A 16,753-nucleotide genomic window follows, 5' to 3' on the forward strand; every position below is an offset into this window, starting at 1 on the left:
TGGGCCTGTCGAAGGGACCTGAAATGCGGCGCTTCGGCAAGCTCAGCGACCGCTGATGTGCGGCGATGTCAGCGTCCGCTGACCTTGCCGAACAGCCGGGCGATCGGGGCCAGGACGAGGGGGCGTGCGGCGACCCAGCCCGCGGCGATCACGACCATCGATGCGACGAAGATCCAGAATCCGACCCAGTTGACCACATCCTGCGACGCGTACATGTGGTTCAGGTTTCGCAGCGCCCCGGTCGCGAAGACCAGCGTGACGTGCACGATGATGAACGCCACGAAGTACAGCATCACCGGGAAGTGCACCGCCCGCGCCCACTCGACGGGGTACGCCTTGTTGAGGCCCTTGGCGTTCTTCGGCCAGATGCCGCTCATCCTCGCCCCGGTGGCGATAGCGAGTGGCGCAGCGAGGAACACCGTCACGAAGTAGGCGAGCTGCTGCAGGCTGTTGTAGTTGACCCAGCCGTTCTCGGTCGGCCAGTCCAGCGACACGTACTGCAGTCCGGCGCTGATCGCATTCGGGAACACCGCCCAGCTCGTCGGCACGAGCTTCATCCACTGGCCCGTGGCGAACAGCAGCGCGATGAAGATCACGCCGTTGACGATCCACAGGATGTCGAGCGACTGGTGGAACCACAGGTTCAGGCTGATCTTGCGCTTGCTGTTCCGTCGTGACCAGAACGCGCTGGGGCGCTTCTCGGTGCGCACCTGCAGCCCGCTGCGGATGATCAGCACCATCAGGAACACGTTGAAGAAGTGCTGCCAGCCGAGCCACGGCGGAATCCCGACGGGCGCCCCTTCGGGCAGCGGGTACTCGCCCGGGTAGGTGATGAGGAACTCCTGCATGAACTCCAGGCTGAGGAACCACCGTACGAACAGCACCGCCATGCCCGCCGCGAACAACAGCCCGGCACCGCCGACGATCACCGCACCCGCCCACTGCAGACGGGTGAACGGGCCGTACCGCTTCGGCTCAGGCGTGGGCTCGGGCCGGACGAAGGCGTCCTTGCCCGGCCACACGGTCCGCGTGAAGGGCAGCGGCACGCTGAAGTCGACCGCAGGAGAAGGAGCCGTACCTGAGCTTGTCGAAGGGCCCGCGGGCGCTTCGACAAGCTCAGCGACCGCTGGCGTGTCTGCGACCGCAGGCGTGTCTGCGACCGGTGGGGTGGCAGCGACCGGTGGGGTGGCAGCGACCGCTGGCGTGTCTGCGACCACTGGCGTGTCTGCGACCGCCGGGGTGGCAGCGGCCGCCGGGGTGGCGGTGGCGACGATCCGGTGAGTGGCGACCGCACCGGCCGGAGGCCACGGCTCGCCGCCGGCGACGCGCGGGAGTCCTCGGCGCAGCGCAGTCGCGTCCGCCGCGACATCCTGTTCGAGCGTCGGGTTCTGGGAGGTCACCGCGGCGGATGCCGCAACCTCTGCCACCCGAGCGCCCTCGGCCTCAGCAACTTCGCGCTCGGGTGTCACCGCCTGCGCGGTCACCGGCGAAGCGGCCGCCGCTTCTGTCACCCGAACGGGCGATGTGACGACCGCGGGCGGCCACGGGTCCCCGCCGGCGACGCGCGGCAGCCCGCGGCGCAGCCTGGTTGACGGATCCCCGGCGCTCCCCGAGCCGGCGCCAGGCCGAGCCTCGCCGCCTGACCTGCGCGGCAGGCCTTGCCGGAGAGTCCGGTTGGATGCCGGGGGCGCTGCCTCTGCGGCGGACGCTTCGACAGGCTCAGCGACCGCAAGCTCAGCGACCGGCAAGACACCCTCGCCGTTCGCGGGCCAGGGGTCTCCCCCGGGTCGCCTCGGCAGTCCGCGCCGGACCGTGCCCCCGTAGGTCGCCATCCGCGGGTTACGCCTTCTTCGCCTCGAGCGCCGCGATCAGCTGCGGCACCACGGTGAACAGGTCGCCGACCACGCCGAAGTCGGCGATCTCGAAGATCGGCGCATCCGCGTCTTTGTTGATCGCGACGATCGTCTTGGCGGTCTGCATGCCGGCCTTGTGCTGGATGGCGCCAGAGATGCCCAGGGCGATGTACAGCTGCGGCGACACCGACACTCCGGTCTGGCCGACTTGGTATGACTGCGGAACGTATCCGGCGTCGACGGCCGCGCGCGACGCGCCCACCGCGGCGCCGAGCGCGTCGGCCAGCTGGTCGACAAGGGCGAACTTCTCCTCCGATCCGAGCCCGCGGCCTCCCGAGACGACCTTGGCCGCACCCCGCAGCTCGGGACGCGACGAGACCACGACCGTCTCGTCGACAGAGACGACGGATGCGGCCTTCCGGCCGGATGCGGTCACATCGAGACTCTCCACGACGGGTGAGCCCACCGACTCCGCGCGCGCGTCGATCGAACCCTGCCGGACGGTGATGACGGGAGCTCCCCAGGTCACCGCGGAGTCCACGTTGTAGGCGCCGCCGTACACCGAGTGGTGCGCGACCACACCCTCCGGGTCGCGAGAGACTCCGACCGCATCCACCGCCAGCCCCGAACGCGTCCGTGCCGCCAATCTGCCCGCGACATCCCGACCCTCGACGGAGTGTGACACCAGAATCGCGTCAGGGCGCACCAGGTCGGACGCCGCAGCCAGGGCATCCACCAGTGGAACCGTCAGCCGGGCGGAGTCTCCTTCGGCGGTGAGCACATGGACCGCGCCGAGGGCCGCTGCATCACCCGCGATCGCCTCGACCGCCGAGCCGGGTGCTACGACGAGGGCGACCGGGGTGCCCACCGATGCGGCCGCGCCGAGGAGTCCCGCGGCGCTCTTGGCGAGCTGGCCGGATGGGGTCACATCGAGCAGCACGAGGATCGAGTCTTCAGCGAACGTCATGACAGCCACTCCTACGCGAGCCGGTTCTGGATGAGGAAGTCCGCGAGCTGCTCGCCGGCGTTCCCGTCGTCGACGATCGTCACTCCCGCCGCGCGCGGCGGCTTCTCGGACAGCCCGATGATGATCGACCGGGATGCCGAGTGATCCTCGGGCTCGACGGCGAGGTCGGCAAGGGTCACCGTCTCGAACGGCTTCTTCTTCGCCGCCATGATGCCCTTGAAGTTCGGGAACCGGGCGTCCGGCAGTCGCTCGGTGATGGAGATCACCGCGGGCAGTTCGGCCGTCACGCTGATCGTGGCGCCGTCCGACGCGCGCTCGCCCGAGACCTTGCCGTCGGCGATCTCGACGGAGTTCAGCGAGGTCGCGGCGGGCAGGTCGAGCAGCTCGGCGATCATCGCCGGCATCACTCCCCCGGAACCGTCCGTCGACTGGTTGCCCGCGATCACGAGATCGAACCCGGTGCGCTGCAGCGCGGCGGCGAGCACCTCGGCGGTGAGTCCGAGGTCCGCGCCGACGAGCCCTTCGTCGGCGATGTGCACGGCCGACGCGGCGCCCATCGCGAGACCCTTTCGCACCGTCGCGGCCGATCCTTCCGGCGCCATCGACATCACGACGACCTCCGTGCCCGGGTTCTTGTCTGCAAAGGACAGGGCGACCTCGAGGGAGCGCTCGCCGATCTCATCCAGCACCGTCTCGGACGCACCACGGTCCGCAAGGCCTGTCTCCAACGACAGCTTGCGATCCCCGTACGTGTCCGGGACCTCCTTGACCAGGACGACGATCTTCATCACGCACCACTCCTTTGTCGAATCGAGTCTATGGCGACACCGGCGTTGCGATTGCGCCTGGTTCGCGGGCTCCGCGCCGTGCCACGAGTGACCTGGACCGACCACGGACTACCGTGGAGACCGTCGGAAGGGAGGCGTGCGATGCCCAGATCGGGACCGCTTCCCGTCGATCCGATCGCCGAAGCCAAGCGCCAGTGGTCGGCGCATGGATGGACGGATGCCGCGGCCGGCATGTCGGTCGTGACTTCGATCATCCGCGCCCAGCAGCTGCTGATGGCGCGCATCGACGGTGCGCTGAAACCGTTTGCGCTCTCGTTCGCACGGTACGAGATGCTGCGCCTGCTGGGCTTCACCCGCCAGGGACGGATGCCGATGGCGAGCGCCATCGCACGGCTGCAGGTGCACCCCACGAGCGTGACGAACACCGTCGACCGCCTCGTCCGCGACGGCCTGATCGTGCGTGAGCCGCACCCGATCGACGGCCGGGCTGCGATGCTCGTGCTCACGCCTGCGGGTCGCGACCTCGTCGACCGCGCCACCCGCGCGCTCAACACCGAGGTGTTCGCCGACCCCGCACTCGCCGAGGAGGACATGGTCGCGCTCGTGCGGATACTCGCGCGCTTCCGCAAGGATGCCGGGGACTTCACGGATCCCCGGCCGATCCCCGACCCGCTCTGACCACAGTCGCTCACCGGTTGGTGAAATCCGGGCTGCGCTTCTCGCGGAAGGCCGACATGCCCTCTTTCTGGTCGGAGGTGTCGAAGAGCGATGCGAAGACGTGGCGCTCGAATCTCAGGCCCTCGGCCAGCGTCGTCTCCATCGCCGCATCCAGCGCCGCCTTCGCGGCATACACGGACGGAAGCGACTTCGCGGCGATCGTCTCGGCCGTCTTGCCCGCCTCGGCGAGCAGCTCGGCCGCGGGGACGACCCGCGACACAAGGCCCGAGCGCTCGGCTTCGGCGGCATCCATCATCCGTCCCGTGAGGATCAGGTCGGCAGCCTTGTAGTACCCCACGGCACGGAGCAGCCGCTGCGATCCGCCCATCCCGGGGATGACGCCGAGGTTGATCTCGGGCTGGCCGAACTTCGCGGTGTCTGCGGCGATGATGATGTCGCACATCATCGCGAGCTCGCAGCCGCCTCCGAGGGCATAGCCCGACACGGCGGCGATCACCGGGGTCCGAACCGCCGCGAACTGCGCCCACCCGCCGAAATGATCGCCCATCAGCACGTCGAGTCCGGACTTGGACTCCATCTCCTTGATGTCGGCTCCCGCGGCGAACGCGCGCTCCGATCCGGTGAGCACGATGGCGCCGATCGCCTCATCCGCATCGAAAGCGGATGCCGCGGCCACGACATCCGTCATCACCTGCGTGTTCAGGGCGTTGAGCGCATCGGGCCGGTTCAGCGTGATCCAGCCGACGCGGCCGCGCGTCTCCACCAGAATGGTGTCGTAGCTCGTCATGACTCTCCTCAGGCTGGGGCGCTGTCGGTGCGGATCGTGTTGATGATCCCTGAGAAATCCTGCCCGGCTCCGGGGCCGGCCGCGAACTCGAGGTAGATCTCGCGTGCGAGCCGCCCCATCCGTGCGTCGACGCCGGTCAGATCGATCGCCTGCTCGGCGAGCCCGAGATCCTTCGACATGAGCGAGCCCGCGAAGCCCGGCTGATAGTCGCGGTTGGCGGGGCTTGTCGGCACAGGTCCGGGAACCGGGCAGTTCGTCGTCAGCGCCCAGCACTGACCGGACGCGTTCGAGGCCACGTCGAAGAGCGCCTGATGTTCGAGCCCGAGCCGCTCGCCCAGTACGAAGGCTTCGGCGACCGCGATCTGCGACACCGCGAGGATCATGTTGTTGCACACCTTGGCCGCCTGGCCGAGCCCGGCGCCGCCGCAGTGCACGATGCGGCGGCCCATCGCCTCGAGCAGGGGAGCCGCCGCGGCGAAGTCCTCGTCCGACCCGCCGACCATGAACGCGAGCGTGGCGTTCTCGGCGCCGACGACCCCGCCCGATACGGGTGCGTCGAGCGAGCGATGTCCGGCAGCCTCGGCCAGGGCATGCGCGGCACGCGCCTCGTCGACGGCGATGGTCGAGGAGTCGATGAACAGGGTGCCGGGTGCCGCGACGGCCAGGAGCCCCGCGGCCCCGTCGACTCCGCGATACGCCTCGATCACCTGTGCGCCGCTCTGGAACATCGTGATGACGACGTCGGCCGCGGCTGCGGCATCCGTCCCCGACGCTGCGACCCCCAGCCCCGCTTCGCGCGCCGCATCGACGGCGGCGGGGAACACGTCGAACCCGACGACATCGTGTCCAGCCGCCGACAGGTTCTTCGCCATCGGCAGGCCCATGTGCCCGAGGCCCAGGAACGCCACGCGCGCAGCGCGTGACCCGCCCTCAGCCTGTCGGAAGATCATCGCGAGCCCTCGACGAGCTCGCGGCCGATGATGACGCGCATGATCTCGTTCGTGCCCTCGAGGATCTGGTGCACGCGCAGGTCGCGCACCACCTTCTCGATGCCGTACTCGTGCAGGTAGCCGTAGCCGCCGTGCAGCTGGAGCGCCTCGTTCGCGATACGGAAGCCGGTGTCGGTCGCGAATCGCTTGGCCATCGCGCACTGCATCGCCACGTCTGGCGACTTCTCGTCGAGCGCGATGGCTGCATCGCGGACGAGCGCGCGGGCCGCCCGCAGCTCCGTCGCCATGTCGGCGAGAGCGAAGACGACGGCCTGCTTCTCGGCCAGCGGCTCACCGAACGTGTAGCGCTCGTGCACGTAGCGCAGCGCCCGGTCGAGGGCGAACTGGGCGCCGCCGAGCGAGCAGGCGGCGATGCTGACGCGGCCGCCGTTGAGTCCCGACATCGCGATCTTGAAGCCCTGGCCCTCCACCCCGAGCAGGGCGGATGCCGGCACGCGCACCGCGTCGAGGATCACCTGCCTCGTCGGCTGGGCGTTCCATCCCATCTTCTTCTCGTTCGCGCCGAACGACAGTCCCGGAGCGTCGGCAGGCACCAGGAACGCGCTGATGCCGCGCGCACCACCGGTCCCCGAGCCCGTCGAAGGATCGGTGCGCGCCATGACCACGTAGACGGATGCCTCGCCCGCGCCCGAGATGAACTGCTTCACTCCCGTCAGCACGTACTCCTCGCCACCCTGCCCGTCAGCAACCCGGATCGCGCTCGTCGCGAGCGCCGCGGCATCCGACCCCGCTCCGGGTTCGGTGAGGCAGTACGCGCCGAAGTCGGTCATGGCGGTGAGTCGCGGCAGCCACAGCTGTCGCTGCTCGTCGCTGCCGTAGGTGTCGATCATCCACGCGACCATGTTGTGGATCGAGATGTAGGCGGCGATCGCAGGGTCGGCGTAGGCGAGCTCCTCGATGATCGCAGCCGTGTCCGACCGGCTCAGCTCCGAACCCCCCACATCCTCGCGGACGTAGATGCCGCCGAGACCCAGTTCGCCGGCACGGCCCAGCGCCTCGCGGGGGAAGTGCTTCTGCTCGTCCCACTCCAGCGCATGCGGCGCGAGCTCGGACTGCGCGAAGTCGCGCACGGCGTCGAGGATCGCCGCACGTTCGTCGGACGTGGTGGGGGTCAGGGTCATCGTCATCGGTGTTCCTTCACGCAGGATGCTGGGGCTCGTGGTCCCGGCTTTGTCAGTGTGCTCATCATACTAGGACATCCATCTATTTTTCCGGTCCTCCTAGTATTACCGGTCGGCCTTTCCGTGCGGATCGGCCGGTGGGATCCTGAAGCATGGACATGTTCCTGAAGATCGACGCAATACCGGGCGACGCGACGGAGAAGGGTCACGAGAAGTGGATCCCGCTGCTGTCGGCGGACGGCGGGGTCAGCCAAGCGGTGGGAATGGCGCATCACGGGGGCGGCGCCGGAGCCGGCAAGGCAGAGTTCCGCCCGGCGGCGTTCACCGCGTGGACCAGTGTTGCCACACCGCTCCTGTTCGCAGCGTGCGTGTCGGGCAAGCACGCCGCAACCGCCACGTTCGAGGCGCTGCGCGAAGGAGACCGGCCCGTCCTGTTCATGAGGTGGGACTTCGAGGACGTCCTCGTCACGACGGTCGGCACAGTGGGCGGCGGAGGTGGCCCGAGTCTGGCGGACTCATTCGCGCTGTCGTACAACCGCATCCGGGTGACGACCTTCTCGCAGGACCCCAAGGGAGGCCTCGGCACGGCCACGGCACGCGGCTGGGACCTCGTCGCCAACCGCGCCTGGTAGCTCGCGGTCCTGCGCACATCCGGCCGCGACACGTTCACCCTTCCGTAACCTCGCGCCACTACGACTGAGAGCACTCGCCCCGACTCTGAGGACACCGATGCCTTCGCTCCTGCTCTCCCGTTCGGCGGTCGCCGCAGCGACCGTCGCGGCACTCGCGCTCGCCACGATCAGCGTCTCGACCGCCGCCGCCGCGTCGATCGTTCCCGACCCGATCGAGTACTCGGCGGATGACGCCGCCCTGGCCCTCAGCCCGGTGGGCACTTTCGAAACCGGCGTCTTCGACGAGTCCGGCGCCGAGATCGTCGCCGCCCACGGTCACCACCTGTTCGTCGTGAACGCGCAGGCTGGCGCCGTGAGCGTGCTCGACTACTCCGACCCGACCGCGATCGCGCAGCAGTCCGTGATCACGTCGGACGGCATCGCGAACTCGGTCGCCGTGCGCTCGGACGGTCTGGGGATCATCGCCTTCGAGGCAGCAGTGAAGACCGATCGCGGTCACCTGGTGTTCTTCGACGCCGTCGGCGACGGGGGCGAGTTCCCCATCCTCGGCGAGGTCACCGTCGGAGCGCTCCCCGACATGGTCTCGATCTCGGCCGACGGCACCTTCGCCGTGGTCGCGAACGAGGGCGAGCCCGCCGACGACTTCTCGATCGACCCCGAGGGCTCGATCTCGGTCGTGCGGCTCCCCGCGCCGGGGCTTGCGGCGCCCACCCAGAGCGACGTCCGCACCGCGGACTTCCATGCCTTCGAGGCCGGCGGTGCGCTGAACCTCCCCGACGACGTGCGCGTCTTCGGGCCCGCGCCGCACGGCGACGACCTCCCGGTGAGCCGCAACCTCGAGCCCGAGTTCATCGCGATCGACGGCGACGTCGCGTACGCGTCGCTGCAGGAGGCCAATGCGGTCGCCGAGATCGACCTCGCGACCGCGGCCGTGACGGCGATCTGGCCGCTCGGCTTCAAGGATCTCGGCACGGCGGGCAACGGCATCGACCCGAGCGACCGCGACCCGCGCGACGCGCCGACCTTCGACGTCCGCACCTTCGAAGGCCTGCACGGCGTCTACATGCCCGACGGCATCAACGCCTACCAGGCGAACGGCCAGACCTACCTGGTCACCGCGAACGAGGGTGACGCGCGGGAGTGGGGCGACTACGCCGAGCCCGTCCGAGTCGGCGATCTCGCCGATGACGGCTTCGGGCCCGTCTGCGACGACAGTCCCCTCGCCGGCTCACTCGGCAACGACCAGCTCGGGCGTCTCAACGTCACGAAGGAGCTCGGCTTCGACGCAGCGGCGGGCTGCTACTCGGACCTCTACGCGTTCGGTGGCCGCTCGTTCTCGATTTGGACGACCGACGGCACGCAGGTGTACGACTCGGGCGACTCGTTCGAAGAGATCACCCACACGGCGAACCCCGACTTCTTCAACTCGAGTCACACCGCATCCGAGCTCGAGGGCCGGAGTGACGACAAGGGTCCGGAGCCCGAGAACCTCTCGATCGGTGCGATCGGCGATCGCACGTACGCATTCATCGGGTTCGAGCGCGTCGGCGGCATCGCGGTGTACGACATCACCGATCCGGGCGCCGCCACCTTCGTCACCTACGTGAACAACCGCGACTTCTCGGTGTCGGTGGAGGATGCCGATGACCCGGCGGCGGTGCTCTCGCAGGCCGGCGACCTCGGACCGGAGGGCGTGACCTTCATCCCCGCGACATCGTCGGCCACGGGTTCACCGCTGCTCGCCGTCGCGAACGAGGTGTCGGGCACCACGACGCTGTTCTCGGTCGTAGATCTGCTCGCTCCGGTCAACACCGCTCCGCCGACGATCAGCGGCAGCCCCGACTTCACGCGGACCCTGAAGGCCGACCCCGGCAGGTGGACGCCCGTCGGCGGGAACGGCAAGGTGACCTTCGACTACCAGTGGCTCCTCGATGGTGAGCCCATCCGCGGGGCGACGAAGCAGACGTACACCGTCGGCCTGCTCGACACCGGGCACGAGATCATCGTCCGGGTGCGGACGAGCCAGTCCGGGCAGCGCGAGGCCGTCGCGACGAGCGCTCCCCTGCTCCTGCGCTACTCCTCGATCGCACTGGTGACGCCGAGTCCGCGCGTCGCGACGACGTCGTCCACCGTGGTCGTGACGGTGCAGGTGCGTCCGTCGAACTTCACGACGGGCGCGACCCGGCCCACCGGAACGGTCAAGATCACCGTTGCCGGCAAGTCCTTCACCGGCACGCTCGACGGCAGCGGCTTCACCGTCCGCATCCCGGTCGGCAAGCTGCCGCGCGGCATCCACCCGATCGTCGCGAACTACTCCGGCGACATCGCGGTCTCGCCGACACGCGGGCTCGGAGTGGTCCTCGTGCGCTGACGACAGTGCGCTGACGACGGTTCGCTGACGACCCCTCCGAGCCGTACGGGCTACTCGTCCCAGGGCTGGAACGCGCGCAGCTCGATCTGGCCGTTGCGGGCCATCGGATGCCGCGACGCGATCTCGATCGCCTCGTCGAGGTCCTCGACCTCGAGGATGTCGAAGCCCACGACGACCTCGCTGGTCTCGACGAACGGCCCGCGGGTCGCGAGCACCTTGCCGCCGCGCACGCGCACGACCGTCGAGTCCGAGACCGGCGCCAGCACCTCGCCCATCACCCGCTTGCCGCTGGCATCCAGGGGGTCGACCCACAGGTCGATGTCGGATTCGTCGGACTCCGTGTCGGGTGTCAGCGACGAGGCGACGAACATCATGTACTTCATATCTGGATCCTTCCGTGACGGGCGCCCGGCGGGAACCCTCACTTCGCGCGTCGAACGGCCCCGCATCGGATCGACGGTTCTCGTCGAAGAGTTTCTGCGGGGCCGTTCGAAACGCGGCGTCAGTAGATGAGCACCGGAACCGGGATCGGCGACCTGGAGTTCTGGTACTCGCCGGTCCCCGTGAACGAGGTGCGGATCACGTGGACGCCTCGCTTCAGGGAGGGGAGCGTGATGCCCACCTTCCCCTTGTCGGCGGCGGCCAGCGTCGCGGTTGCGATGACCCTGCCGCCGTCCGTCACGGTCACGGTCCCGGTCGGAGCGGTGCCGTCCGCCGCCACCACCTTGCCGGTGACCTTGACGGTGGTTCCGGCCTTCGCGACGAGCTCGTTCGGCGCCGCCTTGACCGACGTCGACACCGCCTCCTTGTCCACGAGGACCGCCACCGAGCGGGCGGGAACCGTGACGGTGCCGGATGCCGCATCCCACGTCGTGGTCTTGACCACCGCGTCGGCGCCCTTCGCCTGCGCCGCCGTCAGGGCGAAGCCGCGTCCGGCGAGATCGGGCAGCGCCTGCGTCGTCGCATCGGGTGAGGCGTTGAACACCACGAGCGCACCCTCGAGCGCGGGGTCGACATCCTCGCCGACGAGATCGTCGATGAGCATCACGATCACCCCGGGGGTGGCATCCGGACCGCTGTTCGGGAACGTCACCTTCTGCTCGATGAGGTCCGCCGAGCCGAGTCGCAGGAGACCCACCTGCTCGCGCACGCGCAGCAGATCCAGGGCGGATGCCTCTGCCGCCGCGATGTCGGCTGCTGCGGGCTTGAGCGCCGGGTTCGCGAGCAGCGGGCCGCGCCGCGCATCCCAGTCGTCGGGGTTCTCGGCCGCAAAGGGCAGACCCGAGCCGAACGTCGACTCCTGTCCGGTCCAGTCGATGCGGTTGAACCAGTCGCCCGAGTTGTAGCTGTTGCGGTCGAGCGACTTGGAGCGCAGCAGCTCCGTGCCGGCGTGCCAGAACGAGGGCGACTGCGACAGGGTCACGGTCGCGAGCTCGAGCGTGTTCATGCGCACCCGGTCGGCCATGGACGTGTCGACGGGGAGCTTGAGCACCGAGAGGTCGTAGAGCGTCTCGTTGTCGTGCGCGTCGACGTAGTTGATGGTCTCGTCGGGCTGGTCCGCGTAGCCGGCCGGAGCATCGTTGTACTTCACCTCGGCGCCCGATTTCACGGTGCCGTCGGCAGCAGTCATCTCGAAGCCGCGGAGATTGCCCGTCAGGCCGATCTTGACGAGGTCGGTCTGCTCGCCGAGGGTGCGCGCATCCGGCCGGACCGGGTGGCCGTTCGGATCGGTGCCGAGCCCCGTGCCGAAGCCCTGGTCCCAGACCGACGCCGCGTCGACCGGGCTGCCGCCGTGCACACCGTCACGGAGCCGGTCGTTGAACGTGCCGATGCCCGTGCCGCCGAGGTTGCCCTGGCGGGCCTGCTCGAACAGCTTGTCGTCCTGCACCTCGCCGAAGTTCCAGCCCTCGCCGTACAGGTAGATCGACTTCCCGTCGACGCCGTCCTTCTTCAGCGTCAGCTCGTCGAGGGCCGCCCGGATCGCGAGCATGTTCGCCTTCGAGTGGTGGCCCATCAAGTCGAAGCGGAACCCGTCGACCTTGTACTCGCGTGCCCACAGCACGACCGAGTCGACCATGAGCTTCTGCGCGACCTCGTGCTCGGTGGCGACGTTCTGGCAGCACGTCGAGGTCTGGACGCCTCCTGTCGCGTTGAGGCGCTGGTAGTAGCCGGGCACGACCTGGTCGAGCACCGACTTCGCACCCTGACCGGACTCGGCGGTGTGGTTGAAGACCTCGTCGAGCACGACCTGCAGGCCCATGCTGTGAAGAGCGCCGACCATCGAGCGGAACTCGCCTACTCGTGCACCGCCGTCGGGGTTCGTCGCATACGAGCCCTCGGGAACCGAGTAGTGATAAGGGTCGTAGCCCCAGTTGAACGCATCGGTATCGACGACATCCTTGATGCACTCCCGCTGATCCTCCGAGTCGAGAGCCATCGAGGCGAGGTCGCAGTCGGGCGTCTGCTGGGCGGCTCTGTTCTCCTCGATCGACGCGATGTCGAACGACGGCAGCAGGTGCACCGTGTTGATGCCCGCCGCGGCGAGCTGCTCGAGCTGATCGGTGCCCGCGCTCTTGCGCGCGAAGGCGAGGTACGTGCCGCGCTCGGCCTCGGGCACAGACTCATCCGTGGCCGAGAAGTCGCGGATGTGCAGCTCGTAGATCGCGCGATCCACGGCCCGGTCGATCACGGGCGCCTTCGTCTTCTCCCACTGCTTCGGGCGCCACTGCTTGTCGTCGAGGTCGATCGCGACCGAGCGCGTCGAGTTCTCGGTGAGCGCCACGGAGTACGGGTCGGTCACGTCGTTCTTCTCGATCGCCGTGGTCGTGGGGGCGTAGACCTCGACCTCCCACAGATACTCGTCGCCCTTCAGCCCGGCTTTGCCGCCAGCGGTCCAGGTTCCGGATGCCGCATCCCACGCCGCTTCGGTGTGCACCGGGTCGCCTGTCCCAGCGGGGTCCCAGGTCAGGAGTGTCGCGGCCTGCGCCGTCGGCGCCCAGAGCCGGAACGTCGGCTTGCTGCCCTGGAACGTCACGCCGAGGTCGACGTCGGTGACGGCATCCGCGTACAGGTCGTCGAGCACACCCGGGATCTGCACACCGGTGAACGCGGTGAGTGCATCGCCGGCGCCGCGTTGGGCGACCATGAGCTGGCCCTTCAGCAGGCTCGCCACGGCGTCACGGTCCTGACCCTCGACGTGCAGCGCCGTGTAGTCGGCGAGCGCGGGGAACCGATCCTTCTGCGCCGGGGTCAGGCCGGTGGCGACGAGTGAGAGGTCGACGGCATCACCGCCGGTGACGTCTCCGTCCGCCACCCCGAGCGAGGCGTCATCCGACGAGTACAGCTGCCACGAGGCATCCGCCGCCGGTGCGCCCAGCTTCGATGGCCACGCGATCGTCTCGGCGTCGATCCAGTGCGCCTGCAGCTGCCCGGTGCCGGGAAGCGGCGGATCCGTGAGCTCGATCTCGAGAACGTGCGTGGCGAGCGTGTAGCGGAACAGGATCTGCTTGCCGTCACTGGCGCTGAACGAGTAGTTGCCGCCGCCTGGCACGCCGCCGACCCCGTAGTTCTCATCCCAGCTCAGGCCGTGGGCGACCTTGGTCTCATAGGCGCCGGTCGGGATCGCACTCGTCGCGAACTCGTACACGCCGTCCTTGTCGCCGTCGAACATCAGGCCGCGGAGGCAGCCCGGCGACCAGTCCCCCAGGCATCCGAGCTCGCTCTGCTGCGACCCCGGAAGGGTCACGAAGGGACCCTCCGCATTCGACTGCACGAACTTGCTGCGCGGATCGAAGTAGAACGTGATCTTTCCGCCCGCGTGCGTGATGGAGATGTTGCCGCCGTTCGGCACGCCGTTCGCGCCGAAGTTGACGTCCCACGACTTGTCGGTGGCCACCTTGTACTGGTACGGGCCGGGAGCGAAGTCATCGAACTCGAGCTTCCAGATGCCGTCGACGAGCTTCATCTGCGCCTGTTCGCAATCGGGCAGCCAGTCGCCCGCGCATCCCATCTCGGAGTTGAGGTCGCCGGCGATGCTGACGGTCTTGAAATCGACGGGTTCCTCCGGCTCCTCGGGCTCGACGAAGTTGACCTTGTTGCCGACCGAGGCGTACGTGGATGCGGCTGAGCGCTGGCCGGCGGCATCCGTCGACACCGCCCGGTACTCGACGAGCGTGCCCGCCGCGAGGTCGCCGACGTCGTGGAAGACGCGCGGGTCGGTGTCTTCGGCGGTGCCGAGTGCCTGCCAGTCGGCCGAGCCGACGACCCGCCACGCGAAGCTCGTCTCGCGCCAGGCGTCGTCGGCGGCGGCCGACACGGGAGTCGTGCCGGTCAGTCCTGCGCCGGCGACCGGCACCGACACCGAGAGGTCGGCAGCCGCGGCGGGCGCGGTGACCCCGCGGTCCGCGCGCAGCACGACGGCCGAGAGAGCGGGGACGGTGACGGATGCCGCGGCCGCCGCATCCGCAGTCACCGGCGATCCTCCGCCGTAGACAGGCGTATACGTCGCACCGGCGGTGAGCGTCGTCAGGTCGACGGTCTGGTCCGTCGCGGCGTTGTTGAGGGCCACGACGTACTCGACGCGCTCGTCGCGATCGACGCGAGAGAACGCGTAGACGCCGGCGTCATCGCTCGCGAGGAGTTCGATCTGCGCGCCGTCCACCAGGGCCGGGTGAGCCTCACGCAGCTGCGACAGCGCCGCGATGTGCTCGTAGAGCGGAGCGTCGGTGTCGAACCGGTCGACGGAGCCCACGGTCTCGCCGGTGATGAGCGTCTGGTTCTCGTATTCGTCGACCTGGCTCGCGAAGAGGGACTGTCGTGCGTTCTTGTCGGCGCCGTCGATCACGCCGGTGAATCCCTGCTCGTCGCCGTAGTACACGATCGGCTGGCCGCGGCCAAGGAACAGCAGGTCGTGTGCGAGCAGGTCTCGCTGCTCGGCGGCCGGCTGATCCTTGAGGAAGTATCCGATGCGGCCCATGTCGTGATTGCCGAGGAAGGTCGGCAGAGCGGTCGCCGACGAGTCGCTCGTCGTGTAGTAGTCGTCTCCCGCGAACAGCTTCTGGAGCCCCTTGGCCGAGTTGCCCTTCGCGAAGCTCAGTGCGGCGGACTGGAACGTGAAGTCGAGCACGGAGTTCATGTCGGTCTGGCGCACGTAGGGCGACAGCTTGACGGGGTCAGCCTCATAGACCTCGCCGAACATGAAGAAGTCCGGCTTGCCGTGCGTGTGCGCGTAGTCGAGCACCTGCGTGGACCACTTCTGCCAGAACTCGAAGTTCACGTGCTTGGCGGTGTCGATGCGGAAGCCGTCGATCCCCAGGTCGATCCAGGTGTCGTAGACATCGACGAATCCGTTCACCACGGCCGGGTTCTCCGTCATCAGGTCGTCGAGTCCGCCGAAGTCCCCATACGTGGAGTTCTCACCGCTGTAGGTCGTGTTGCCGCGGTTGTGGTACAGCGTCACGTCGTTCAGCCATGCGGGGACCTTGACGCTCTGCTCGGCCGGCGCGACGACGGGCACGTAAGGGAAGGAGGTCCCCGCGTCGAGCGTCGGAAAGCTGTCCGTGCCCGCGTAGGCAGCGGGGTCGAACGGCGTGCCATCGGCATCCTGGTAGGGGCTCGTCGTCTTGTCGACGTAGGTGTACTGGCCGCCCTGGTACGAGATGACGTCGGCGGTGTGGTTCGTGATGATGTCGAAGTAGACGTCGATGCCGCGGCCGTGCGCATCGTCGATGAGGTCCTTCAGCTCGGCGTTGGTGCCGAGGTGCGGGTCGATCTGCGTGAAATCCGTGATCCAGTACCCGTGGTAGCCGGCGCTCGCATCGGCACCGGTGCCCTGCACCGGCTTGTTCTTGAAGCTCGGCGTCAGCCAGATGGCCGTGGTGCCGAGGCCCTCGATGTAGTCGAGCCGGCTGCGAAGGCCCGCCAGGTCGCCGCCGTTGTAGAAGCCCTTGTCCGTCGGATCGAACCCTGTCGAGAGTCGATCCCCGGTGAGTCCGCCGGTGTCGTTCGAGGCATCCCCGTTGTCGAACCGGTCGGTCATGACGAAGTAGAACTGCTCGTCGGCCCCGGCCTGCCGGGCAGGAGCCGAAACGAGGGCGTCGTCGTCGGAGGTGTAGCCGTCGCGCAGCGACTCGACCTCGACAGTCACGCCGACGCGGTGGATGTTGTCGTCGAACACGAACCGGAGCGTGGAGGTGCCGCCCACGGTGAGCGGGATGTTGGCCGAACCCCCGTCGAGTCCATAGGCCTCGTCCCACGCGCCATCGACCGCCACCTTGTACTCGTACGAGCCTGCCGGCACGTCGAACTCGGCGTCGTACACCCCCGCAACGCCGGTGGGTTCGAGTGCGGTGTCGCCGCAGTCCGGCAGCCAGTCGTCGGAGCAGCCGAGCTCGGACTGCAGCGAGCCGGCGAGCACGAACGTGCGGTCCGCCGCGGCGGCAGGAGTCGCCACGGCGATCCCGCCGGTGAGTATGAGGGGCGCGATCGTCAGGATCGCGGCGGGTCGGACACGTGCGGAGGTCGTCTTCGACACAAGGGCTCCTGGGG

At 68.7% G+C, this 16,753-nt stretch carries 11 protein-coding genes; 3 read left to right on the plus strand and 8 right to left on the minus strand.

All coding sequences use genetic code 11. From position 1 onward, the window contains the following. Positions 1-68: 68 nt before the first annotated feature. The 3 genes from ABD188_RS02520 to ABD188_RS02530 all read right to left on the minus strand — a co-directional run bounded on the left by ABD188_RS02520 (position 69) and on the right by ABD188_RS02530 (position 3,608). The gene (locus tag ABD188_RS02520) at positions 69-1,484 is read right to left on the minus strand and encodes a cytochrome b/b6 domain-containing protein (protein WP_344058210.1); all 1,416 of its coding nucleotides are present in this window, start codon (positions 1,482-1,484) and stop codon (positions 69-71) included. 355 nt (positions 1,485-1,839) lie between these two features. Next, entirely contained in the window at positions 1,840-2,820 is a 981-nt protein-coding gene (locus ABD188_RS02525; protein ID WP_344058212.1) for an electron transfer flavoprotein subunit alpha/FixB family protein, read from the minus strand. Between the two features lie 11 nt (positions 2,821-2,831). Further along, entirely contained in the window at positions 2,832-3,608 is a 777-nt protein-coding gene (locus ABD188_RS02530) for an electron transfer flavoprotein subunit beta/FixA family protein (protein ID WP_344066821.1), read from the minus strand. 141 nt (positions 3,609-3,749) lie between these two features. On the opposite strand from ABD188_RS02530, the gene ABD188_RS02535 reads away from it, so the two are divergent. Then, positions 3,750-4,286, plus strand: coding sequence for a MarR family winged helix-turn-helix transcriptional regulator (locus ABD188_RS02535; RefSeq protein WP_344058213.1), 537 nt, complete (start codon positions 3,750-3,752; stop codon positions 4,284-4,286). Positions 4,287-4,296: 10 nt separating this feature from the next. On the opposite strand, the gene ABD188_RS02540 is transcribed toward ABD188_RS02535, so the two are convergent. From ABD188_RS02540 to ABD188_RS02550, 3 genes are read right to left on the minus strand one after another with little or no spacing between them, the layout of a single operon-like run. Further along, on the minus strand, positions 4,297-5,073 hold the full coding sequence (locus ABD188_RS02540; RefSeq protein WP_344058214.1) for an enoyl-CoA hydratase: 777 nt from the start codon (positions 5,071-5,073) through the stop codon (positions 4,297-4,299). Between the two features lie 8 nt (positions 5,074-5,081). Further along, entirely contained in the window at positions 5,082-6,023 is a 942-nt protein-coding gene (mmsB, locus tag ABD188_RS02545; RefSeq protein ID WP_344058215.1) for a 3-hydroxyisobutyrate dehydrogenase, read from the minus strand. Then, a complete protein-coding gene (locus ABD188_RS02550; RefSeq protein ID WP_344058217.1) occupies positions 6,020-7,210 on the minus strand; it encodes an acyl-CoA dehydrogenase family protein in 1,191 nt (396 codons plus the stop codon). The genes mmsB and ABD188_RS02550 overlap by 4 nt, the downstream gene beginning before the upstream one ends. A gap of 152 nt (positions 7,211-7,362) precedes the next feature. Here ABD188_RS02550 and ABD188_RS02555 point away from each other — a divergent pair, with 152 nt between their 5' ends. Together ABD188_RS02555 and ABD188_RS02560 are read left to right on the plus strand one after the other, a co-directional pair. Further along, positions 7,363-7,836, plus strand: coding sequence for an Hcp family type VI secretion system effector (locus ABD188_RS02555; protein WP_344058219.1), 474 nt, complete (start codon positions 7,363-7,365; stop codon positions 7,834-7,836). A gap of 97 nt (positions 7,837-7,933) precedes the next feature. After that, the gene (locus tag ABD188_RS02560; protein WP_344058221.1) at positions 7,934-10,207 is read left to right on the plus strand and encodes a choice-of-anchor I family protein; all 2,274 of its coding nucleotides are present in this window, start codon (positions 7,934-7,936) and stop codon (positions 10,205-10,207) included. Positions 10,208-10,257: 50 nt separating this feature from the next. Here the strand turns inward: ABD188_RS02560 and ABD188_RS02565 are convergent, their stop codons facing one another. Continuing rightward, on the minus strand, positions 10,258-10,590 hold the full coding sequence (locus ABD188_RS02565) for a YciI family protein (RefSeq protein WP_344058223.1): 333 nt from the start codon (positions 10,588-10,590) through the stop codon (positions 10,258-10,260). A 119-nt stretch (positions 10,591-10,709) separates the two neighbouring features. After that, positions 10,710-16,739, minus strand: a complete 6,030-nt coding sequence (gene pulA, locus ABD188_RS02570) for a pullulanase-type alpha-1,6-glucosidase (protein WP_344058225.1) — start codon at positions 16,737-16,739, stop codon at positions 10,710-10,712. Positions 16,740-16,753: the final 14 nt, after the last annotated feature.

Origin of the sequence: Microbacterium pumilum (assembly GCF_039530225.1) — a bacterium.
Lineage (GTDB): Bacteria > Actinomycetota > Actinomycetes > Actinomycetales > Microbacteriaceae > Microbacterium > Microbacterium pumilum.

Bases quoted from the DNA above. Each gene is read 5' to 3' on its own strand.
- ABD188_RS02555 (WP_344058219.1), top strand. From the start codon at position 7,363: ATGTTCCTGAAGATCGACGCAATACCGGGCGACGCGACGGAGAAGGGT.
- ABD188_RS02540 (WP_344058214.1), bottom strand. From the start codon at position 5,073: ATGACGAGCTACGACACCATTCTGGTGGAGACGCGCGGCCGCGTCGGC.
- ABD188_RS02530 (WP_344066821.1), bottom strand. From the start codon at position 3,608: ATGAAGATCGTCGTCCTGGTCAAGGAGGTCCCGGACACGTACGGGGAT.
- ABD188_RS02550 (WP_344058217.1), bottom strand. From the start codon at position 7,210: ATGACGATGACCCTGACCCCCACCACGTCCGACGAACGTGCGGCGATC.
- ABD188_RS02560 (WP_344058221.1), top strand. From the start codon at position 7,934: ATGCCTTCGCTCCTGCTCTCCCGTTCGGCGGTCGCCGCAGCGACCGTC.
- ABD188_RS02525 (WP_344058212.1), bottom strand. From the start codon at position 2,820: ATGACGTTCGCTGAAGACTCGATCCTCGTGCTGCTCGATGTGACCCCA.
- mmsB (WP_344058215.1), bottom strand. From the start codon at position 6,023: ATGATCTTCCGACAGGCTGAGGGCGGGTCACGCGCTGCGCGCGTGGCG.
- ABD188_RS02535 (WP_344058213.1), top strand. From the start codon at position 3,750: ATGCCCAGATCGGGACCGCTTCCCGTCGATCCGATCGCCGAAGCCAAG.
- ABD188_RS02565 (WP_344058223.1), bottom strand. From the start codon at position 10,590: ATGAAGTACATGATGTTCGTCGCCTCGTCGCTGACACCCGACACGGAG.